This is a genomic window from Shewanella sp. 2_MG-2023, from assembly GCF_030548905.1.
In the GTDB taxonomy this organism is placed as follows: Bacteria; Pseudomonadota; Gammaproteobacteria; order Enterobacterales; family Shewanellaceae; genus Shewanella; species Shewanella electrodiphila.
In genome coordinates, this window is sequence record NZ_JAUOSO010000014.1 from 1 (window position 1) to 23307 (window position 23307).

At 39.4% G+C, this 23307-nt stretch carries 14 protein-coding genes; 6 read left to right on the forward strand and 8 right to left on the reverse strand.

The window, feature by feature from the left end:
- Positions 1 to 2141: 2141 nt before the first annotated feature.
- From Q4600_RS14310 to Q4600_RS14335, 6 genes are all read right to left on the reverse strand, one after another.
- Complete coding sequence (locus Q4600_RS14310) at positions 2142 to 3869, reverse strand: M1 family metallopeptidase (RefSeq protein ID WP_303517007.1); 1728 nt, start codon at positions 3867 to 3869, stop codon at positions 2142 to 2144.
- A 219-nt stretch (positions 3870 to 4088) separates the two neighbouring features.
- A complete protein-coding gene (locus Q4600_RS14315; RefSeq protein ID WP_303516994.1) occupies positions 4089 to 5063 on the reverse strand; it encodes a PstS family phosphate ABC transporter substrate-binding protein in 975 nt (324 codons plus the stop codon).
- 256 nt (positions 5064 to 5319) lie between these two features.
- On the reverse strand, positions 5320 to 6264 hold the full coding sequence (locus tag Q4600_RS14320) for a hypothetical protein (protein ID WP_229369199.1): 945 nt from the start codon (positions 6262 to 6264) through the stop codon (positions 5320 to 5322).
- Between the two features lie 352 nt (positions 6265 to 6616).
- Complete coding sequence (gene phoR / locus Q4600_RS14325; protein ID WP_303516993.1) at positions 6617 to 7909, reverse strand: phosphate regulon sensor histidine kinase PhoR; 1293 nt, start codon at positions 7907 to 7909, stop codon at positions 6617 to 6619.
- Between the two features lie 219 nt (positions 7910 to 8128).
- Positions 8129 to 8818 carry a phosphate regulon transcriptional regulator PhoB gene (phoB, locus tag Q4600_RS14330; protein WP_102529072.1) on the reverse strand — a complete coding sequence of 230 codons (690 nt, stop codon included), beginning with the start codon at positions 8816 to 8818 and terminating at the stop codon, positions 8129 to 8131.
- A gap of 234 nt (positions 8819 to 9052) precedes the next feature.
- Entirely contained in the window at positions 9053 to 10012 is a 960-nt protein-coding gene (locus Q4600_RS14335; RefSeq protein WP_102529071.1) for a porin, read from the reverse strand.
- 345 nt (positions 10013 to 10357) lie between these two features.
- Here Q4600_RS14335 and rdgC point away from each other — a divergent pair, with 345 nt between their 5' ends.
- Complete coding sequence (gene rdgC, locus Q4600_RS14340; protein ID WP_102529070.1) at positions 10358 to 11269, forward strand: recombination-associated protein RdgC; 912 nt, start codon at positions 10358 to 10360, stop codon at positions 11267 to 11269.
- An 87-nt stretch (positions 11270 to 11356) separates the two neighbouring features.
- Here the strand turns inward: rdgC and Q4600_RS14345 are convergent, their stop codons facing one another.
- Positions 11357 to 13162: a M61 family metallopeptidase gene (locus Q4600_RS14345; protein WP_303516992.1), complete on the reverse strand. Its 1806-nt coding sequence runs from the start codon at positions 13160 to 13162 to the stop codon at positions 11357 to 11359.
- A gap of 185 nt (positions 13163 to 13347) precedes the next feature.
- Between Q4600_RS14345 and Q4600_RS14350 the strand changes: the two genes are divergently transcribed.
- The 5 genes from Q4600_RS14350 (at position 13348) to Q4600_RS14370 (ending at position 20064) form a co-directional block, all read left to right on the forward strand.
- On the forward strand, positions 13348 to 15507 hold the full coding sequence (locus Q4600_RS14350) for a tetratricopeptide repeat protein (RefSeq protein WP_303516991.1): 2160 nt from the start codon (positions 13348 to 13350) through the stop codon (positions 15505 to 15507).
- 168 nt (positions 15508 to 15675) lie between these two features.
- The gene (locus tag Q4600_RS14355; RefSeq protein WP_102529067.1) at positions 15676 to 17232 is read left to right on the forward strand and encodes a GGDEF domain-containing protein; all 1557 of its coding nucleotides are present in this window, start codon (positions 15676 to 15678) and stop codon (positions 17230 to 17232) included.
- Positions 17233 to 17267: 35 nt separating this feature from the next.
- Positions 17268 to 18632: a nucleotide 5'-monophosphate nucleosidase PpnN gene (ppnN, locus tag Q4600_RS14360; RefSeq protein WP_303516990.1), complete on the forward strand. Its 1365-nt coding sequence runs from the start codon at positions 17268 to 17270 to the stop codon at positions 18630 to 18632.
- A 175-nt stretch (positions 18633 to 18807) separates the two neighbouring features.
- Positions 18808 to 19584, forward strand: a complete 777-nt coding sequence (xni, locus tag Q4600_RS14365; RefSeq protein ID WP_303516989.1) for a flap endonuclease Xni — start codon at positions 18808 to 18810, stop codon at positions 19582 to 19584.
- A gap of 3 nt (positions 19585 to 19587) precedes the next feature.
- On the forward strand, positions 19588 to 20064 hold the full coding sequence (locus Q4600_RS14370) for a DUF3192 domain-containing protein (protein WP_303516988.1): 477 nt from the start codon (positions 19588 to 19590) through the stop codon (positions 20062 to 20064).
- Between the two features lie 160 nt (positions 20065 to 20224).
- Here Q4600_RS14370 and Q4600_RS14375 read toward each other — a convergent pair whose 3' ends face one another.
- A complete protein-coding gene (locus Q4600_RS14375) occupies positions 20225 to 22981 on the reverse strand; it encodes a prolyl oligopeptidase family serine peptidase (protein WP_303524411.1) in 2757 nt (918 codons plus the stop codon).
- Positions 22982 to 23307: the final 326 nt, after the last annotated feature.

Below are 23307 nucleotides of genomic sequence, written 5' to 3' on the forward strand. Positions count from 1 at the left end.
ATGATTAACCTGACTTTTAATTAACCTGACTAATGATTAACGCAACTTTTGATTTAGGTGGCTTCTGTTTAACCTGATTTTTGATTAAGGTGAGTTCGACGTTAAATGCACCTGCTCTGACAGAGAGTCCACAACATCCATTCCTCAAGCTGCAAATAAGATAACTCGCCAAGGCGTTTCTTAGTCATATTTTCAGTAAATCATAAAAATGATCATTTTTTATGAAACAAATTGAACCTTTTAATAGAGAGGTACTCATAGTAACTGTAGCGAGTTGGTCATGTTTATTTATCTCCAACGTATAACCCCTTCATCACGGGTCATACAATTAAATACACTTATCAACATGGCCTCATCAGCCAGTGCTAACCGAATTAGTTTTCAGACTGTTTCAGCGTTTTAAGTTTCATCATCATCCCCCCTTATTTGGGAACGAGTTAATACGCTAGCGCATTATTAGCCATGTCCCGCAGAGATACTTATGGCAACCCATTGGGTTGCCATTTTTTTTGCGTATAAATGATTAACCTGACTTTTAATTAACCTGACTAATGATTAACGCAACTTTTGATTTAGGTGGCTTCTGTTTAACCTGACTTTTGATTAAGGTGAGTTCGACGTTAAATGCACCTGCACTGGCAGAGAGTCCACAACATCCACCCTCAAGCTGCAAATAAGATAACTCGCTAAGGCATTTCTAAGTCATATTTTTAATAAATCATAAAAATGATCATTTTTTATGAAACAAATTGAACCTTTTAATAGAGAGGTACTCATAGTAACTGTAGCGAGTTGGTCATGTTTATTTATCTCCAACGTATAACCCCTTCATCACGGGTCATACAATTAAATACACTCATCAACATGGCCTCATCAGCCACTGCTAACCGAATTAGTTTTCAGACTGTTTCAGCGTTTTAAGTTTCATCATCATCCCCCTTATTTGGGAACGAGTTAATACGCTAGCGCATTATTAGCCATGTCCCGCAGAGATACTTCTGGCAACCCATTGGGTTGCCATTTTTTTTGCGTATAAATGATTAACGTGACTTTTAATTAACCTGACTAATGATTAACGCAACTTTTGATTTAGGTGGCTTCTGTTTAACCTGATTTTTGATTAAGGTGAGTTCGACGTTAAATGCACCTGCACTGGCAGAGAGTCCACAACATCCACCCTCAAGCTGCAAATAAGATAACCCTCCAAGGCGTTTCTTAACCATATTTTCAGTAAATCAAAAAAATGATCATTTTTTATGAAACAAATTGAACCTTTTAATAGAGAGGTACTCATAGTAACTGTAGCGAGTTGGTCATGTTTATTTATCTCCAACGTATAACCCCTTCATCACGGGTCATACATTTAAATACACTCATCAACATGGCCTCATCAGCCAGTGCTAACCGAATTAGTTTTCAGACTGTTTCAGCGTTTTAAGTTTCATCATCATCCCCCTTATTTGGGAACGAGTTAATACGCTAGCGCATTATTAGCCATGTCCCGCAGAGATACTTCTGGCAACCCATTGGGTTGCCATTTTTTTTGCATGTCTTTGACTGTGAAGTGACGACAAAGGAATGACGGCAAAGGAATGACACAAACCCAATTGTGCAAAACAAGCATTGGTTAAGTGATGTAATTTGATATTTAGAGTGCTATCAACACATTTTTACGCTGAGTTAATGCTGTTAAAGGCCGCTGGATGCTTTAATAAATGCACGAATAAGTGCACAAATAAACGGTGAGTTAGAATTAATTTAATAAATAAGCGATAAAAAAATAATTTTTTATCGAACTGATTGAACCTTTTCTTACCAAGGTACTCATAGTAACTGTAGCGAGTTGGTAATGTTATTTATCTCCAACGTATAACCCCTTCATCACGGGTCATACAATTAAATACACTCATCAACATGGCCTCATCAGCCAGTGCTAACCGAATTAGTTTTCAGACTGTTTCAGCGTTTTAAGTTTCATCATCATCCCCCTTATTTGGGAACGAGTTAATACGCTAGCGCATTATTAGCCATGTCCCGCTGAGATACTTCTGGCAACCCATTGGGTTGCCATTTTTTTTGCCTCAAGGTTTTTATTAAAAATCTAAAAAAACCAATAAAGTACATATAATCAGTAATGATACTTATGTGTTTTTAAACATCGCATCTAACTGCACTTGCAATGAAGGGTGGTAACCCTCTCTCGCTTGCTGATATATCTCTATGGCTTGGGTTTGATAACCTGCAATGAGCATTTCGCTATAAAGCGGCTTTACAAATTTAGCACGGCCAATATGGGCTAAAAACAACCCAACTTTGGGCATTACAATTTCATAGTGGTTTCTGATAGCGACTCTAAACCAATCACAAGCAAGTTCTGCATTTTGACTATCTGTAAAACTAAATGTCATATCCAGATCTTTTAATTGCACTTGAGTTAACTGAAAAGGTAACTGAGTGATAAAAAATTGCCAATGATGCACTCGCCAAGCTTCAACTTGCAATTTGGCTGCATTGACCCCTTCAGTGAACTGCTTTAACGCTAACTTCACCTTATCCAAACTGGTAGATGTAGGCGCTATAAACCATTCAGGTAAACCCTCACCATAAACCCAGGTCATCAATTCCGATTCGGAAATCACATCCACATGATCCACCAGCAAGGTTTGTTTGGCATAGTCGATAAAGGTTTCTGTGGTAATGGCTTCGAATTTAAAATGCTGAACATACTGATAAAGAAATTTATCAAAAGCCTCTCGTCCTAATCGTGCCTCTAACTCATGTACAAACATCGACGCTTTATCATAGGTGAAACGATTGAAAGCATCGTTGGCATCCTGATGTTGAACATTGGCAGGTAGTGTTTGTGACGTCATTGGCAATGACTGCATTTCTTCTTGTAAGCGGCCATACTCAATAACCCACTCCAAGTCAGCTTGTTCTTTGCCGTAAATGTTCTCCACTAAGCGATTAGTAAAATAAGTCGTAAAGCCTTCGTTAAGCCATAAATCTCGCCAGGTCGCATTACTCACCAAGTTACCTGTCCAAGAATGCGCTAACTCGTGCGCCACTGTAGACACTAAACTTTTATCACCCGCGATCAATGTGGGTGTGATAAAAGCCAATCTTGGATTTTCCATCCCGCCAAATGGAAAGCTTGGCGGCAGTACTATCATGTCGTAACGCCCCCATGGATACGGACCCAGTAATGACTCGGCTGCTACAATCATTGATTCTGTGTCTTCAAATTCTTTAAGGGCTTTTTCGAGCATGGCAGGCTCTGTGTAAATTGCGCAGCGCTCGCTTACCTCACCATAGGCGAGATCGCCCACAGCTAATGCCAATAAATGCGTCGGTATCGGCTTTTCCATCTCAAAAGTGAATAAGCCATCTGCTGGCATTTCGGCAGAGTTAGCCGCGCTCATCACAGCTCTTAAGCCGTTATTAACTTGAATTGAAGCGCTAAAAGTAATTCTAGCCTTAGGGCTATCTTGCAGCGGGATCCAACTACGTGCATTGACTGGCTGTGATTGGCTGAATAAATAAGGAGACTGTTTTCCTAGGGTTTGTACTGGCGTTAGCCACTGTAACCCCTGTGCATCCTTTGAAGTGCAATAATGAAGTACGACTTGTGTTATTTCACCGCCCACTTCAATGACAATTCTCTCACCTTGCAGTGCACTAACATGTTGCTGAGTGAATTCAAGTTGATTCCCATGAATATCTGATACTTCATCAATACTAATATCCCGTCCATCGAGTACCAATTGTGTCGAATCCGAAAGGCGTTTAAATAACAATTTGACTGAGCCTTGAAGCTGCTGCTTGTCAAAATCCACATTTAACGCCAACACCATATGATGCACTTTCATGTCATCTGTATTAGCAACCGAGTGGTAATCATTATTAAAATCAAATTGTTCAGCCACATCACATCCTTATCTATATGATTCTGCAGCTATGTTAACTCAATACCATCAATTCATCGAGGTTATGAGTGCTTCACATTAAATAAGGAGGCTTATGATTAGATTAATTTCAGACACAAAAAAGCCTCACGAATGAGGCTTTTAGTGTCGAGGTAAATTAAGCTATTTCAGCTTGATACCCGCTTTTTCTAGGTCTTTAGCAACAACACTACGTGGTAGTGGTACATAACCGTCTTTTTCTACGATTTGTTGACCTTGTTTAGATAACACGTAACGGATGAACTCGCGATCCATTGGTGATAAATCTTTGTTAGGGTGCTTGTTGATGTAAACGTATAGGTAACGTGATAATGGGTAAGTACCACTTGCAGCGTTAGCAGCAGTTGCATCAATGTATTTAGTGCCTTTCTTAGAAATAGCTACAGCTTTAACACCAGCAGTCTTATATCCGATACCAGAATAACCGATAGCGTTAAGACCTTGAGAAACTGATTGAACTACAGATGCAGAACCTGGTTGCTCATTTACGTTTGCTTTGAAGTCACCTTTACACAGTGCTTTCTTTTTGAAGTAACCGTATGTACCAGACACTGAGTTACGACCGTATAATTGGATATCTTTCTTAGACCAGTTACCATCAAGACCAACATCACCCCAACGATTTACATCATTTCCGCCACATTTTTTAGTAGAAGAGAAGATTGAGTCGATTTGGTCAATGCTTAACCCTTCAATTGGGTTATCTTTATGTACAAATACTGCGAGTGCATCAATTGCAACACGAATAGCAGTTGGTTTGTAACCGTAATGCTTTTCAAAAGCTTCAACTTCGTTAGGCTTCATTTGACGACTCATTGGGCCGAATTGTGAAGTACCTTCAGTCAAAGCTGGTGGCGCAGTAGAAGAACCTGCAGCTTGAATTTGGATATTTACGTTAGGGTAAATGTGTTTGAAATCTTCAGCCCATAACGTCATCATGTTTGCTAACGTGTCTGAACCAACTGATGACAAGTTACCTGAAACACCACTTGTCTTTTCATATACAGGTAATGTTTTATCAATTGCTGCCATCGATGTTGCTGAAAAAACACCAGCTGCTGCAAAGGCGATAGTGCCAACTAGCTGTTTAAGTTTCATTGTAATGCTCCGGTATTATAAGCGTTGTTATTTAAGACACGCTCAGTATCAATTGCTTCGATGACAAGTCTATGACTAATATATGACAGTTGTATGACAATCAACATTTGAAACATTTACGCCACAATCTTTCCAGAATACGCAATCAAATAAAAAGCCTCACAAAAACAATAAATTAAGCCGTAATAAATAACTAAGGCAATAAAAATACATACATTGCCAATAACTTAATTATGACAAAAACTGTTCAATTCGATTAAAAACGACGCCCAACACCAATAATCAAATGCTGCCAATTTAAAAAACCGTATTCTGTATATAGGTTCCATTCGTTCCTTGGACCAAAATCATAATTAATACTCACGGACATATTCTTGGTCTCTTTCTTAGCAAGATCAATATCAAATTTGACCTCTTCCATCAGCGGGGCTAAATCAGTGCCTACAAAAGAATAGTCTCCAGTCACATTCTGATTCACACTTTGATGGCTAAATCCTAAAAACCAAGCAAGCTTATCACTGCCGATATCATATCGCTGACCGACTCTTATCGAGGCAAGCTTGGTTTTAATCACGCTATCCGTTGTATCAGTATTCGCATTCACTATGGCACCCACTGCCATGACTATTACAGGGGTATCGCCGATAATAGGATCTATCTGCCCAGCGAGCACAGTTCCAATACCGTAATTTTTAGCGGTATACTCAATCGGGATAGGCAATACAATGCCATTACACGCATCATCACAAGGTAAGCCTTCAACATTATCCAGCTTTGCTCTAATGTCTTTACGCCCTTCGGTGTAGCCCAGTAACGCATAAACATTCCAAAAAGGTAATATCCAAGCATCAATTTTTAACTGCACACTTCTGTCGCTTCCTGTAATACTGACATCTTCAGCAGGCACTACATAATCATTAGGCCCACGAAAACCTAACAGGCCTCCATCCACTTGAACTTGAAAATCATTATCAGCAACATAATCTGCATCGATATTGTTATAAAACAAGCTCACACCAATTGGCAAAGGTAAGTCATGCCCTCTCTTAGTTGCTTCATCTGCTAATAAAGGTAAACCGCTCCAATGGGCGGGTTTAGTTAGCTGGTTAACAGCAGCCTGCACATCAGGCTCTGCCGCATGACTTGAGAGGCTGTAAGTGAGGAAAAAGCACAGGGGTAAACTTAATAGGCTTTTAGTCATGGAACGTCTTGTCTTTGATATGTTATTTAAGTCGTTAATCATAGTTCTGAAATTGTATTTAGGGGAAAGTACACAAGATTTAATTCAATGAATTAGTGCCTGATAAGCATTAGAACTCAAAGAAAAGTATTAAATTAAACAATATGAGCTCTGATACATATTGTAAAACACATGCAGAAATTGAATACACTCATTCTGGTCATCAAAGTTAAAGCTTGTTAACTCCATCACAGCATTAAGGGGTTGAAAGGCGGGTATATTTCATTATAAAAAATGCCTGTCTATGTTGAAATAAACAGGCACTTAACAATACGAATATTAAATACAAAGGTAAATTAAACGATAACTAACTTCACTTTACCACCAAGTGAATAGGGATAATAAAGCTAAAACAACTCCCCTTATCAGGTTCACTGGTAATAGTTAGTTCACTGTAGTGATGATTCAACGCATGTTTTACAATAGCTAAGCCTAATCCGCTACCACCGGTTTTACTCGAGCGAGCATTATCAACCCGATAAAAGCGCTCTGTTAATCGATTAATATGTTGCGGCGCAATACCTAAACCTGTATCGGTCACACTGAATCTTGCGCCAGTAGGTACCAATTCCCATCTAACGCTTATCTTACCGCCAGGCTCTGTGTATCGAATCGCATTAGAGATTAAGTTTGTGCAAGCACTGCGTAATTGCACTTCGTTTCCGTGACAATCTAGATTATCTTCGGCAAAAAAAGTTAACTCATACTGATCTAATGCTAATGCAGACGCTTCGTCTTTTAATATATCGAGCATGGCTGTCATATTAATTGTTTGCTCTAAATCGATATCAGCACCATCTTCAATGCGCGATAAAGCTAAAAGCTGCTCGACCATTGATTGCATTCGCCTTGTTTGCTGCTGCATTAGATTTAAAGGCTTGTGATTCATGCTGTCAGGCTCTTCCATGCTTTGCATGATTTCTAAATAGCCCTGTAATACTGTGAGCGGCGTTTTGAGCTCATGGGATACATTGGCAACAAACTCTTTACGCATCCCTTCTAACTGATTGATTCGAGTAATGTCACGAGCAATGAGAAGCAGTTGGCGATCACCATAGCTCATTAAGCGAACTTCTAATAAACGCTGGTCAGATATCGGTGAAGCTAACTCTAATGGCTCTTTAAACTCACCCTTTTTAAGGTACTCAGAAAAGTCAGGGTGCCTGATAAGATTATCTATTCGTTGGCCATTATCTTGAGGCCATACAAAGCCTAATATTAGTTGTGCAAGCTTATTACACCATAAGATATTATGTTCAGAGTCTAATACAACTGCAGCATCGGGCAGTGCTTCTGCGCCTTGCCTGAAACGACTCAGTAATGAAGCCAACTGGCCTACTCTGCGGCGATTTTTACCCTGCAAACGATAGATACCATTAAAGATACCTTCCCAAGAACCAGTGCCTTGAGGCGGGGTTAATTTACGGTCTTTCCATAACCAAAAATTAAGTCGGCTAATTTGACGGTAATGCCATCCTAATAAGGCAACACAACCTATGATAATAGCGAGGGTGATTTGATCAATGATGATGCCAACAAGGGCAAAAGCGAACAGTATTCCAACGAGGCGTAATAGCAATCTGGAACCTGAATAAGATCGAAACATAGGCAGCCTAAAAAATTAATGTAAATAAACCTTTAGCAGGTTATTACCTAATTATTGGTAGGAAATAATGGCTCACAAGATAGCTTAAAATGATATCACTGACTATAGCCTTTTGTTAAAAAACTGCCGAATAATTGTGAATTTAAAGCAACACCCATCGTGGGTCTAAATTCAAACGCATATTACTCGGCGGTTTTCTTAGCGCGGCGATGTCTGTGATTACATTCTCGTCGAGAAGCGGTATCCAGCACCACGTACAGTCTGAATCAACTTATCATGGCCTGAGTCTTCAACCGCTTTGCGTAAGCGACGAATATGCACATCAACGGTTCTATCTTCTACATACACGTTAGTACCCCAAACGTTATCTAGTAACTGTTCGCGACTATAGACTCGCTCAGGGTGAGTCATAAAGAAGTGTAATAATCTAAATTCTGTCGGCCCCATATCAAGCACTGACTCGCCCACTGAGACACGATGGCTGACAGGGTCAAGTAACAAGCCCTGAACATCAATAGTCTCTTCTAGACGCGTAGGTGCACTACGACGTAAGACAGCTTTAATACGAGCAACAAGTTCTTTAGGAGAAAAAGGCTTGGTAATGTAATCATCAGCCCCGACTTCTAAACCCTTCACCTTATCTTCTTCTTCACCACGTGCTGTGAGCATGATAATAGGGATTTGGCGAGTAAACTCATCTTGCTTTAAACGCTTAGCTAATTGTATACCGCTTCCACCTGGAAACATCCAATCCAATAGGATTAAATCCGGGTAAGGCTCCTGCAGTAGATCGATGGCAGAATCGAAATCTTCGGCCGCCGATGTGGTAAAACCGTGTTGTTCCATAACAAAGGTCAGCATCTCACGGATGGCTGATTCATCTTCTACAATTAAAATCTTCGCTGTCATAATATTTTCTGTGATTAATTTGCCGCATGAGTATTATTGGTCAGTTTTATTACAGAAATATGATCTCAGTGCCAATAACGGCTACAAAATCATATTATTGTCATAAATCTATCATTCTTTACATTAATAGCTTAATGATTCTTGCTTAAAACACTTAACTCATCAAAAAATAAAGGAGACTCACGCCTCCTTCAATTATTCGCTATCTAAGTTAACCTTTGATGAAACGATTAATTAGAACTTGTGTTCAATACCCACAGCGAAGTAACTTTCGTCGATTGAGATGTCTAAATCATTGCCTTCATCATCTTCAACTGTACCCATTGAAGTACGATCAGTATAGAAAGCAAATAATTTAGTTGGCTTACCTAATGCGTAATCAGCACCAATAGACCATGAATCACCTTTGTCTTCCATGTCTTGGTATTGTGCTTTTAACGTCACTTGTTCAATTTTGTATGCTGCACTTAGTAAGTAACCATCGATGCTGTTTCCACTATCAACTGCTTCTTCTTGCTGGTACATACCACCTAGTACAAAACCAGCAATTTTACCTTGAACAGTACCACGAACGATGTCGTAGCCTGCTACTTCAGAATCATAAGCAAGAGCTGCGTAAACAGGGCTTTTCTTAAGGCCTGAGTCACCGTACATAGCTGCGATGCTGAAACCATCTTTTTCTTCTTGCTTGCTGTCGCCTTCTGCTGCGTAAGTTACACCCACTTGGAAGTCACCAAACTTTGGCGTTAAGTAAGTTGCAGTTTGTGCTAAACGGTTCTCACCTTTAAAAAGACTTTTTAAGTCACCTGAGTAGTCGTTAAATAAGTCTACTTTACCTTGTGACTTCTTAAGCATTGTGTCGTTACGACCCACAGCAAAAGAACCAAAGTTGCCTTTTAACCCAACGAACTGATTACGAGCAGTGAAGTTATCAGAGCTTGAGTTACCAGTATCAACTTGGTACTCGATTGTGTAGAACGCTTCTAAAGAGTCGCTTAATTCAAATCCGCCTTTAACACCGAAACGAGACGCATTACTTTGAATTTCTGTAACTGAACCATCACCTTCATCGTTAGATTGAACAGTAACATTTAACTTACCATATACTTCAAGTGGTTCTGCAGCGTGAGCAGTTGAAAGCGTAGCAGTAGCAATAGCTGAAGCAACTAGAGTTTTATAAAAAGCGTTCATCATTTCATCCTTTAGACATTATTTGTTGGTGTTTCACACCTAATTTTTGCTGCTATTTGGTTGGAACTAACAGGTTACTGTTAACCAATAGCTTGGGAACGAGGCGAATTCTGCACGCCTTTTGTTGCAGAAATATTTCAATCCGTGAATTTTATTTAGCTCTCGCTAAATTAACTACCAAAAAGAACAAATAAGATGTTGATAATAAATGTAATTAACCTAAAAAGCACAAATATGACAGTTTAATGAATTCTGTTTTAGCGACAATCAACACTGATGAACCTGATGGTTTACCCCAGCCCCGTGATACCGTAAACTGCATTTTTAATTTTTGATGAGCGCCTTTTTATGTGGTTTAAAAATCTCACCCTTTATCGTTTCAATAAGCCTTTCACTACCGATACCGAGGCACTCGAAACAGCGTTAGAAGACTTCACCTTCTCACCATGCTCAAGCCAAGATATTAGTAAGTTTGGTTTTTCAAATGCGTTAGGTAAAAAAGGCCAAGCCTTAGTTCATACTGCTGAAAACCGTCATTTGATTTGTGTGACTAAAGAAGAAAAGATTCTACCTGGTCAAGTCATCAAAGAAGCCATCGATGAAAAAGTGGCGATGATTGAAGATCAAGAAAGTCGCAAAGTGACCAAGAAAGAAAAAGATGCGATGAAAGAAGAGATAACCATGACGCTACTGCCACGAGCATTTTCTCGCCGTAGTCAAACTCATGCGCTTATCATGCCTGAACTTGAAATGATCTTAGTCGACAGCTCTAGTGCAGCAAAAGCAGAAGAATTATTAGCATTATTACGTAAAGCATTAGGCAGTTTGCCAGTGGTGCCTTTGCACTTTACTACACCGATTGAAACCACGCTGACTGAGTGGCTTAGAAATGGCGCTTCTCCGCAGCCATTTGAAATGCAAGATGAAGCTGAGCTTAAGTCTGATTCAGATGAAGGTGGCATTGTACGCTTTAAGCAACAAGTACTTCAGGAAGATGAGGTTCTTGCTCACTTAGCGACAGGTAAACAAGTTCATAAATTAGCACTTCACTTTGGCCAATCAATCGCCTTTTTAATGCAATCAGATGCAAGCGTGAAACGCTTAAAATTCTCTGAAGAATTTAGAGCTGCAACTGATGATGTTGGCACTGAAGATCCATTAGCGAAACTCGATGCTGATTTTGCGTTAATGGGCGGCGAGCTTGTTGCCTTTATTAACTCGCTTAAACAAGCACTTGGTCCAATCGAAGAAAATATTTAATCGATTTAATTAAAAAGCCCCAATAACTTTCGGTTATCGGGGCTTTTTATTACCACTTAACAAATGCTTATAAACTAAGTTAGAAAATTAGTTAATAAACTTTCCTGCTTCATCAAATGGCCAATCAATCCCAAGCCACGCTTTTAAGAAGGCCTTTTGTTCAACACTTGGCGTTTCAACACCTTGGATCGTTAAGTCACCTTTAGGCTGCTTTGCTAACGTGAGTGGCACTTTAATGAGTTGGTCGTTTTTAAACAATGACACTGTAATTTTGTCACCAGGTGTAAAATCCTCTAGGCGTTTTTTAAATCCTGCCGCTGTCACTTTAAGACCGTTAATAGCAACAATTTCATCACCAGCTGCTATGCCAGCAGTCCAAGCTGGGCTGTTACGACTGACATGGGCTAGTGTTAAGTCTTTATGACCCCCGCTTAACCTTAAACCGCTATAAATTGTCGACTCATCTTTCTTCCCATAAGTTATCACTAAGCCCGCTTGCGCTAGCAGTGAATCAAAATCTAAGCTAAAAGGTGAGGTAATATGCTGCTGCCACCAAGATTGATAATCTTTTCCTGATAAGCTTTTTAATATCCCTTTTACATCATCAACGTTATAGCCTTTAGGTAACTTAAAATCACGATATAACTGACGATGAACATCGCGATAAGAATGTGCTAACTCAGTATCTTTTAATAAATTAAAATCTAATGATAAAGAGGCCAAATAACCTTCTGAGTAGATATTCACCCCGTGGTTTATCGCGTAATCCCCACCTGTATTGGTCCACTCATTTAAACTGGCTTCTGAAACAGATTGAATTTCACGACCTGGTTTATGCATATTGTTATTCACCCGTTTTGCTAAGTCAGCAAAAAATTCTTTCGGGGTAATCACATCAGCACGAAGCAACAATTGATTTTGGAAATAACTGGTAGACCCTTCAGCCATCCAAAGTAACTGCGTCATACTGGCTTGTTGATAATCGTAAGGAACCAAACCCTGTGGACGGTATGCTTTAACATTCCAAGTGTGAATGAACTCATGTGATGCTGTACTGATAAAACGAAGGTAATCTTTGCGCTCTCTGAAATTAAAGCGTGGCAGCTGAATAATGGTAGAATTTAAATGCTCTGTAGCACCGCGTGCACCGCTCGTAGCATGTACCATATAAACATAACGCTCAAATGGATAGTCATCCCAAATGACACTTGCTGTACTACTGATTTTTGTTAAGTCTTTAACCACTTGTTCAGCGTCGTAATTACCCTCTCCCCAAAACACTAGCTCATAATCTCTGCCATCAGCTTCAAAGGCATAGTGAGTATTAATTCCAGTTTCAATCGGTGAATCGATTAATACATCATAGTTATCCGCAATAAATGAATGCGATTTACGTCCTTGCTCCATACCCGAATGGCTCTGCCAGCCCTTAGGTACCTTCATTGAAACCTTGACTTCATCGCCCCTAAATTCAGGACTATACATAAACACGCCACTGGCGTCTAAATAAGCATGGGAGTTGTCAATATGGCGCACACGAGTGCCTAAATCATTAGCATAAAGTTGGTAAGATACGTTAACTTCAGTGGGTTGCGTCAGATTAATCTGCCATTCGCCTGTAGCACTTCTTTGCCAGGTTAACGGTTTTCCTTTGCTGTCTGTCGCTTCAAAGAGTCGTATTCCATCAGCTAGTGGCAGTACCGCATACTTGCCTGTACGCCATACAGGTAAATTGACCGTTAATATCTCTGCTGAAGATTTAGGAAAGCTCACTTGTACTTTTGCTAAGTGGTGTTGTGGTTGGGTTAAATCGATTTGGTAATTTACTTCAGCTAAGCTATTAGCCGAAAAAAATACTCCTGCAGTAAAAATAGCCAGTTTTGAGACTTTCACTCTACATTCCTTCTGTTATTATTCTTGTTATAATTTTTGTTTATTGTAGTTATTTGTTTTCAACATCATACAAATTCTTTGAAAAAAGATTACCTCAATGGAAATGATAATATAACAAGCGGCATTATTCGCCCACCGACTTCCAACAAAAGCTTACAAAATAATAATAAGGCCGTTAATCATTCATGCAAAAAATCATTCTAAGCAGTTACGTACTATTGCTATTAATAATCGCCTTTCCTGCTCATGCAGACCGTTATCAGCAGCGAGAAATTGAATTTAATGAAACGCCCAATGTATTGTTTGAGCAATTATCAACTCGTACTCAATTCCCTCTGTCATTTAATGATCGCGCTGAATTTGAGGCCATTGCGGACTCTTTAAAATATCATCCGGACGAATTACATGCTGATTTAGAGATTTTGGCGCGACTTTTTCTAGAAACAGCACTGAAAGCTGAGGACAAAATTAATAAAGCCCGATTACTGACACAACAACTTGAAACTCTTGCTGAAACGCCAATGCATGAAGCAATTATTTTACTACTCGAGGGGAGAATTAGAGGCCTTGAAGATCAACAGTACAAACAGTCCATCATTTTATTCAAAGAAGCCCTTAATAAAATAAGCAATATCAACGATAACCAAAGTTTAAATTTGCAATTTATACTGCATCAAAATTTAAGCTCCTTACACACTTTAGTGAAACAAGACACGCAAGCTTTATATCATTACAAACGCTACCGAGAAATTGCTTATCGACTGCGTAATGATTACTTCATTGCTCAATCTGAAACAGCAATAGGCATTTATTACACTGGGCGTAATCAATTAGCTAAAGCACTGCAGCATCATAGTGAAGCCTATAGAATTTCGAATCGTTTAAGCTACCCAGTCATTCAAGCGCAAACGCAGTTTCAATTATCTCGTGCTTACCGCGACTTAGGTCAATGGGATGAAGCCCTCAAGAATGCCAATGAAGCCGCAATCAGTTATCAAAAACTGGGGCGAGATGCATCTCAATCTAAAACGATGACTGTCATTGCGATGATCTATGCAAATCAAGAACAGTGGAATAAAGCCATTGACTATTACCTTAATGCACAGCAATTAGATGAAAAGCATAATCGAAGAATAAGCCAAGGGCTTAATTTCCATAATATTGGCGAAGCGTATCTTCATTTAAGTAATTACCCGTCTGCTATGAATTACTTACAAATGGCTAATGATATATTTAAAGAAAAAGGGATCATGCATTATCTTGTTTATAATGAGTTGCTATTTGCCCAAGCATTGTCAGAGCAGTCATTATGGAAAGAAACAATAACTCATGGGGTTGCCGCATTAATCATAGCCGATTCAAAGCAATTACCTGATGCGCAAAAGGAAGCTCTTGAATATTTAGCCAAAGCATACAGAGAAGAACGTAATTATCCCGCGGCATTAGATATGATGGAAAGATTAGTCCAAATGCAACAAAGCACCGAAGAAAAGCCTGTTGAAGAAACACTTACATCAAACTTAACTGAAGAAAAATTAAAGTTTGAAATCAATATCTTTCAACATAAATTGGGGAAATATATTGAAAGCAGCAAAGATCAACAAATGGCTATTATCATCCTACTTGCGACGATTTTCATATTATCTTTTGTATGGCTTTATAGCTTAAAACGCCTCAATAGTGTGAAACAACAAAAAGCTTTACTGGCTAAACAAGTATTACAAGAGCCTCAAACACAGCTTAAGGGTTATCAGGGATTACTTTGCTGTATGTCTAATGATGAATCCCCTAAAACCATTGCCTTGGTGAGTATTAGCTTACTAAGTGAGTTAGACATTGAGTTTGGATTAACAGAATCGAATGCCATCACTGAGAACTTAATCAGGCAATTTGAAGAACAATTAAACAGTAAAGTATACCTAATGAAACCTGGCGAGCTTGCTTTTTGCTTTAAAGAAGTATTAACCCCAGAACAAACCTTGGCTCAAATCTCCGATGCTTTGTCTCATCAAGCATTAGCAATTAATGACAATGTCCCTCACTTCTCGGCGCTAAACAGGCTTGAGCTTGAGTGTGTACTTGGCCATATAAACTTGCCGCTTTTGGCGAATCCTGACATAAGGCTCACTACAGAATTACAGTTTGAAACAGTGCAGTACGCTTTAGCTGCAGCAAAAAGTATTAATGTAGGCCATACTTACGTCAGTATTAGAACCCTAAACTTTGCTCCAGCAGCCATTTTCTTCAAGCCATTATATTTAAATTTAACTCATGCGCTGCAAAGGGGCATTATTCGGGCCGAAAGTAATCGAGCCATTTCCGATATCAAATGGCCTAAAAATTAATCACTAAAGCCCGATTGGCTAAGCTTTCATTCATATTGGCCGATATAGGTGTATAGTTAATTGATAGCATTATTAAATATACTTTTTTTAAAGTATAATTATGGACTATTCAATCGGCTAGATTATTGATGTTATTAGTTATTTGTTTATCTTAGGAAACCTATAAGCATGAAAGATTCTTCAACTGCAGTCTCACAAGTTTCATTATTAAAACAGAAGCTTAATTCGGCTAAGTTGGCGCTCGAAGAAATCCATGAAGATCGTAATGAAAAATTACGTACTTTAATTCAATTCTTAGGGCATTTGAGTCTAGCCTGCAAAGGACAAAATCTTGAGCTCGATAACCGTTTAGCCAAATTGCGTCACCACCTTCAAGGTTACGATCAAATCGATGAAGCGCTACCTGAATTAGTAGAAATTGAACGGTTATTAAAAGGCCAATACAACCATACTATGACGCGCCTTGAAGAAAGTCGCACTAGCCTTTCTCGGGTCATCAGTCAGATACAAAGAGTTGATTCTGCGCCTGATGAAATCAAAAAAGAAATCAATTACTTTAAAAAAGATCTTAATAAGCCCATCCATACCATATGGGAATACATTCCAAAAGTAGAGCAAGTGATTAGCTTCTACGAGCATATTTTACAAAAAGAGTTTGCTGGCACTGATGACCATGTCATTTTGCCGCAACACCTCATTTTAGCGAAAGAGCTTGCCCATAAAATTTCAGAAATAGAATTTAGAAAAGAACAGCGTGATCAAATCTTAGTGATGAAAGAAGTCTTGATGGGTGACATCAAACTGAATACATTACTTGAGTCGTATCAAACTATTCTAAGCTTATTACTCAATAATATCGCACGTGAGAAAACGGCATCACAAGACTTTTTATATGCACTCAATGATGCGATTAGTGTTGTACGTGATGTAGTCACAAATACGGCCAATAACAATGACCGTTCACAGCAAATTAAGACTCAACTTAATAAAGAAATTAACTTACGAGTGGATAATGCTGACGGCATTCTAATTGAGTCTGATGATTTAATGGCATTAAAGACAGCGCTTACCGTGCAGCTTTCATCATTAAAAGATGCCTTAAGTCGTAAGGAAGCATTAGAAAGTCGTGAACAGGCACTATTGCGTAAATCCATTGAATCAATGCGTAAAGAACTCACCAGCATCACTAAAGAAGCTAATAGTTATAAAGAAAAGCTGTTTGAACACCAAAAACTGAATTTACTTGATCCACTGACACAACTGCCAAATCGTGCAGCGCTTGAAGACAGAATGGAGCAAGAATTTAGAAATCATAAACGTTTTGATACGCCGCTATGGGTTGCAGTAACAGACATTGACTACTTTAAATCTGTTAATGATAACTTTGGCCACAGCACCGGTGATAAAACCTTGCAAGTGATTGCTATGGCATTAAAAAACTCTTTGCGAGAAAGTGAATTTGTTGCCCGTTATGGCGGTGAAGAGTTTGTTTTATTGCTTCCAGAAATCAATCAAGACAATATTGGTTTATTATTAAACCGTGTACGGGAAAAAATTAAGAACATCCCATTTAAATTTAAGAATCAGCGTATTACCGTCACATTATCCATTGGTGCAGCGCAAGTTATGAACAACGAGCGTATTGAAGAAACCTTCGAGCGTGCCGATGCTGCCCTATACAAAGCCAAAAATAATGGCAGAGATAGAGTCGTGATTGATATCTAATATCATAGGCAACTCATCTCTAAGAGGAGTTGCATATGATTGTAAAAATTAGCCCTAGAGGCAGTTTAGATCAACTGTCTCAAATGGAAGTTAATCGTTTAAAGCAAAGCGCTAAAAGTGAACTTTACCAACTGCTAAGAAACTGCTCCCTTGCTGTCCTCGCCTCCGGTTTGCAAAGTGATAACTCAGAAACCCTATTTGACACTTACGCCAATTTTGATATCAATGTACTACAGCGTGAGCGAGGCCTATTAATTGAATTAATCAACCCTCCAGAGCAGGCCTTTGTCGACGGAGAAATTATTGCGGGCATTCAAGAGCATCTATTTGCAGTCTTACGAGACATTGTCTATATCGACAATAAATATGATAATTTAAAGCATATCAACCTGACCAATGCCAGTCACATCACCAATGTGGTGTTCGATATTCTGCGTAATGCCAGAGTCATTTCTCCGATGAAAGATCCCAATGTGGTTGTTTGTTGGGGCGGTCACAGTATTAACCCCATTGAATATCAATACACCCGTGAAGTCGGCTACGAGTTGGGATTAAGAGGCTTAGATATCTGTACCGGTTGTGGCCCTGGCGCGATGGAAGGCCCGATGAAAGGCGCTGCGATTGGACACGCAAAACAGCGAGTCAGTAATGCACGTTATATCGGCTTAACAGAACCCAGTATTATAGCCGCTGAGCCTCCAAATCAAATCGTCAATGAATTAGTCATATTGCCTGATATCGAAAAACGTTTAGAAGCCTTTGTTCGCTTAGGGCACGGTATCGTTATCTTTCCTGGCGGCGCCGGGACAGCTGAGGAATTACTTTATATTCTGGGGATTTTACTCAATCAGGCAAACCAAGATTTACCCTTCCCGCTCATTCTAACTGGTCCCAAAGAGAGCGCTGACTATTTCATAGAAATTGATGCCTTTATTGGCGCAACGCTAGGTCAAGAAGCACAGGACAAGTATCAAATCGTTATTGATGATCCCGTCGCTGTCGGCCGCATAATGAAACAAGGTATGCTGAAGGTAAAAGAAATGCGTAAAAGTTTAGGCGATGCCTATCAATTTCAGTGGTCATTAAAAATAGAGCCTGAATTTCAACTACCTTTTGAGCCTACTCATGATGTGATGGGGAACTTGCAATTATACTTTCAACCAAACAAAGCAGAGCTTGCCGCAACACTTAGGCGCGCATTTTCAGGTATTGTGGCTGGTAATGTAAAAAGCGATACCATCAAATTAATCGACGAGTTTGGCCCCTTTGAAATCCGTGGTGATAAACAACTAATGACGATGATGGATAAACTGCTAAACGCTTTTGTTAAGCAGCAAAGAATGAAGCTACCAGGTAGCGCTTATGTCCCTTGCTATCAAATTGTTACCCCTGATGACTAGAAGCCACTTTGGCCAAGTAAAATGCAGGGCGTTGTTTAATATCACGTTAAATAGCTATATGATTAGTCATCACAATTTGCGTCACATGAAATAGACTTTCTCTGTGATATTAATAATAAAATATTCCCTGCAACGACTCACTTGAGTTGTGCCACCAGCAACGAAAAGATAAAACATGAATAAACTATTGATCATTGATGGTCTCAATCTTGTTAGACGTATTCATGCTGTATTACCAGATGAAAATGATATTGCCAGTGTCAAAGAGCGCACAATATCTGCGTCAAAAAAGCTTCTAAATCACCATAAACCCACTCATGCGATTGTAGTGTGGGACGGTGATGAAGAATCCTGGCGAAAGCACTTATACCCAGATTATAAAAAAGGCCGCAAGCCCATGCCTGCAGCGTTAAAATCTGGATTAGCTGATATTAAAGTTGCTTTAGCAGAAGCCAACATACATTCACATGACGCAGCCTCAGAAGCTGATGATGTCATTGCAACCTTAGCCACAAAAATCGCTGAAAATAATGGCAAAGCAATCATAGTGTCGACGGACAAAGGTTTTGGTCAAATTAGCCAATCGAATATCGACATCTGGGACCACTTCAAACAACAGTATTTTGAGATAAAAGAATACGAAAAGAAGTTAGCCGTTCAGCAAAATCAAATATTAGACTTTATCGCTCTAGCAGGTGATTCTGGCAATAAAGTGCCAGGGATTGCTGGCATTGGCCCCAAATCAGCTGCAGACTTATTAAATAAATTTCGTAGCCTCGCCAACTTATATAAATCAATCGATAACCTTGGGGCAAAGCAAGCTCAAAAATTATTAGATGGCAAAGATATGGCACGGGTAAGTTATAAACTGGCACAGCTACAATGCCATATGCCACTTAATATCAATCTGAAACAATTTAGAGTCCCAGCCCAAAACGAAAGGAATGCTTAAGCAATGAAACCTTCCCTCTCCATGCTTATTGCATCAATGTTTATCGCTTATGTCGTATTCGCAATCACCGTTGTCATCATTTATGAGCCTCGTCCTGAAGATAGAAGCTGGCAAGAAAGACAAGAGTTTAACCATAGGATGCTGAGCGAAATAACCATTGGGCAAAGTATTCAAAGCATTCGTCAACAGATGGGCCGCGCTGACTTTACCGAAGCCAAAGCTACCGATAGCGCAAACTTTCAAATTATGTTTTATCGAACGCACCACGTAAAATCCGATGGTAAAACCACCAAAGATGAGTGTACACCTTTGTTGTTTAAAGATGAGCAGCTGATTGCATGGGGGCAAGAAACTTATGACCAGTTCTTGCAGATCCCAATTTTAAATAACATTGTAGAGCCTGTGACCTCGACAACAGCTGTGTTACCAGCTGTGTTACCAGCTGTAGAAGTGGAAGCCACAAGCGATACCCAGAAGTAACGCTAAAAGGCTCATTGCCTAATCACTGAATTGATTTTGCTAAACCTGTTGTATTATTCAATGAACCCAGCGTCATGCAAACATAAAAAATGCCACTTAATGTGGCATTTTTATTGGACTTAACTGAGTCAGTTTAGCTCGATTAAATGAATATAGGTAGCTACTTATATTCTTTATAAGCTTCGCCTTTTTCCAACCACTCTGGCGCATCTGCACCCTTTAGGTAATGGTCAAAATACTGCTTCATTCTAATCGTGTAATCTAATTTATTTGGGTACTTTTTCAAGTGATGTGGTTCGTCTTCATATTGTAAGAACACCACATCTTTCCCCGTACGGCGCATCGCCAGATATAACTCAACACCTTGTTCCCAAGGCACCGCATCATCTTTATCACCAAACATAATCATCATCGGGGTTTGAATACGTTCAGCATAAAACACTGGTGAGTTTTCTATATATTTCTGTGGTGATTGAAACAAGCTTTCAGCAATACGGCTTTGGCCTGTTTCGTATTGGAACTGACGCGCTAAACCTGAACCATGACGAATGCCACTATATGCACTGGTCATATTCGATACGGGCGCGCCTGTTACTGCAGCTTTAAATATATTTGTCTGGGTCACTGCAAAAGCAGTTTGATAGCCGCCCCACGAATGCCCTTGAATCCCCACAGCGTCAGGATCGGCGATACCCATATCGATAAGCTTTTGGACGCCAGAAGTTAACCCTTTAACTGCTGATGCCCCAGGATAACCTACTTCAAAACGGATATCAGGCAAGAATATTGCGTAGCCATTGTCAGCATACCAAGCAAAGTTAGGACGATGGTTTATCGCCATATGCGGGAATGAATGTAAACGGTCGCTCATAAAGCGGTAAAAATACACCATGACAGGGTATTGCTTACCTTCTTGATAATAAGTGGGTTTAATCAATACGCCATCAGTTTTACGACCATCAGCATCGCTCCACTGAACCAACTCAGCACTTGCCCAATCAAAGCCATCACGTTGCTTGTCTAAATCAGTTTGTTTTACAGCATCATTTGGTGAGTTCACGCTAGCGGTATAAAGATCTGGAAACAAATCATAACGCTCTTTCGAATACACGATAGTGTCTGCATTTTTACTGCGCGCTAAGATTTTCAGTTTAGCGTTACTATCAACTAATTCGGTCAAACTAGAGACGCCAACTGTAGCACCATAAAGACTGTCGGCTTTAGTGGTTTCGTTATAACCATGAATCAGCAATGATTGATCTTGTGTGACAACAGCTGGCACATCGCCGTCTTCGTATTGCCCTTCTACACGTAGTTGCGTTTTAGTCTTACGCCCTTCCCCTTTTGACAACATAAAGCCGTCAAAAGATGACGAGTTGAACTGCCAAATGTCATATTTGTCATAGGCAATAATGCCTGAGCCATCTGCTAACCAAGGACCGAAACCATAGCTCGGTGCATTACCTGGATAATCATGATCTTCATTGGCAAAACTGACGATAATATCTTTTGAGATGGTGTGTCTTCTCACGCCTGCAATATCGTACATAAATAGCTGGCCTTGTTGATAATAAGCAACAAAGCGTGCATTTGGCGATAATGTTGGCATTTCATTAGATGGATGCTGAGTCAGTAACTGCAACTTTCTACCAGTATTTAAATCAACCAGATAAACGTCTTGGTAAAAACCCGCCCAAGTGATCATTTTCTGATATGGCACATCTGAGGTCGCCAGTAGATAACGTTGCTGCTCTCCATATTGCACATCTGGAATCGCTTCATCAGCAAGTTGGACGATGCGATTTGCTTTTACGTGCAGTACAGATAAATAAGTGCGTTGTTGCTCTTTTGAATATTGCTTAACTTCATGAGGCTTTATCTTTGGGTCATCGCCATGCCACACTTTCAAATTACGAAGACCTGTAACCACACTGGTATCATATAAATCAGCTTCAGACTCGATCTCTGCTAACGAAACCACTTTATCAACCTGAGGTACGCGGCCAATAAATAGTCGCAAACTGTCTTCAGAGAAAAACACTTTAGAATATTGGTTTAATGTCCAGTCATCATCCAGTGGCGTTTCTTTCAATTTAAATGTGGTTAAGTTTAATAGTGAAAGCTGATATTCACGCTCATCACGTTCGACTTTAGCGTCACCTTGAGTGAAAGCGAGCCATTGACCATCATCAGATAAACTTAGCTCTCCAACCTGGCTATCAATGTTTTTAAACACTTGCTTAAGGGTATTATTGGTTAAGTTAACTTTTTTAATGAGGTGTTGATTTGATTTGATATCATTAATAGCAACAACAAAGTTTTTACCGACGCGGTCAAAACTAAATTGAGTCACATTGTCAAAGTCGTGGCTTGAGTTGTCAGCTAATTGAATCAGTTTTATTGCACTGCCAATGTCTTTTTCATTGATACTAGGTGCTTCTTTATCTTCATCATCCTCGGCTTCTTCAACTTCAAACCAAATCGCTAAAAAGAGCCCATCCTGGCTAAACTCTGCATGTTTCACTTTCTCGAAGTTTTGTTGTTCAGCCGTTTCGGTGTTGAATAATGCAAGCCCTGAATGCAGTTCCGATTTTTTTAATGTCTTCTTTTCTAATAACGTCGGATTAAGCGTCGCAATGGCAAAACTGCCTTGGCTGTTAAGCTTAACATCTGAGCCGCCAGCAATAACAAACTGCTTCTTAGATTCAACAATATTGATCAGTGCCCGGCTATCACCTCTATCAGGCATTGCTTCAACAGCGATGGTCTTTCCATTATCAGAAATCACTGGCTGCTTAAGCGTTTCAAAATGCATAATGTCATTTAGCGATAATGAAGTGGGTTGTTCAGCCGCAGCAAGCGACATTGACGCTGTGAGTAACGTCAAGGGAATAAGTTTATGTAACTTCAAAGTCATCCTCGTTATATTTATTATTTTTAAACGGCTAAGTCTTGAAGACTCATCCTAACGCTTAAACATAAGAAACGACATATTTTACATGAGTGGAAATAGATCGTTTACCATCAATGTATAATTCTGTTCTCTTTTTAGCAAAAACAATAATTAAGTTTATTTTTTAAACTGTTAGACCAAAGTCGTCTGTTCAAAAAATCTAATCTCAATAAGCTATCTTGGTAAATTAACCGAACCAATTAACGAATCAGCAACAATCACGGTCTAAATATGACGCATATTGAAGCTTTAATTTAAGCTGTTGTGAATATCTTAAAGCAATCAGCTGA

What these genes read in the sequence shown, in the direction of transcription:
- Q4600_RS14315 (WP_303516994.1), bottom strand. Translation starts at nt 5,063, where the DNA reads ATGAAACTTAAACAGCTAGTTGGCACTATCGCCTTTGCAGCAGCTGGT.
- phoR (WP_303516993.1), bottom strand. Translation starts at nt 7,909, where the DNA reads ATGTTTCGATCTTATTCAGGTTCCAGATTGCTATTACGCCTCGTTGGA.
- rdgC (WP_102529070.1), top strand. Translation starts at nt 10,358, where the DNA reads ATGTGGTTTAAAAATCTCACCCTTTATCGTTTCAATAAGCCTTTCACT.
- xni (WP_303516989.1), top strand. Translation starts at nt 18,808, where the DNA reads ATGAATAAACTATTGATCATTGATGGTCTCAATCTTGTTAGACGTATT.
- Q4600_RS14320 (WP_229369199.1), bottom strand. Translation starts at nt 6,264, where the DNA reads ATGACTAAAAGCCTATTAAGTTTACCCCTGTGCTTTTTCCTCACTTAC.
- phoB (WP_102529072.1), bottom strand. Translation starts at nt 8,818, where the DNA reads ATGACAGCGAAGATTTTAATTGTAGAAGATGAATCAGCCATCCGTGAG.
- ppnN (WP_303516990.1), top strand. Translation starts at nt 17,268, where the DNA reads ATGATTGTAAAAATTAGCCCTAGAGGCAGTTTAGATCAACTGTCTCAA.
- Q4600_RS14335 (WP_102529071.1), bottom strand. Translation starts at nt 10,012, where the DNA reads ATGATGAACGCTTTTTATAAAACTCTAGTTGCTTCAGCTATTGCTACT.
- Q4600_RS14375 (WP_303524411.1), bottom strand. Translation starts at nt 22,981, where the DNA reads ATGACTTTGAAGTTACATAAACTTATTCCCTTGACGTTACTCACAGCG.
- Q4600_RS14310 (WP_303517007.1), bottom strand. Translation starts at nt 3,869, where the DNA reads ATGAAAGTGCATCATATGGTGTTGGCGTTAAATGTGGATTTTGACAAG.
- Q4600_RS14350 (WP_303516991.1), top strand. Translation starts at nt 13,348, where the DNA reads ATGCAAAAAATCATTCTAAGCAGTTACGTACTATTGCTATTAATAATC.
- Q4600_RS14370 (WP_303516988.1), top strand. Translation starts at nt 19,588, where the DNA reads ATGAAACCTTCCCTCTCCATGCTTATTGCATCAATGTTTATCGCTTAT.
- Q4600_RS14355 (WP_102529067.1), top strand. Translation starts at nt 15,676, where the DNA reads ATGAAAGATTCTTCAACTGCAGTCTCACAAGTTTCATTATTAAAACAG.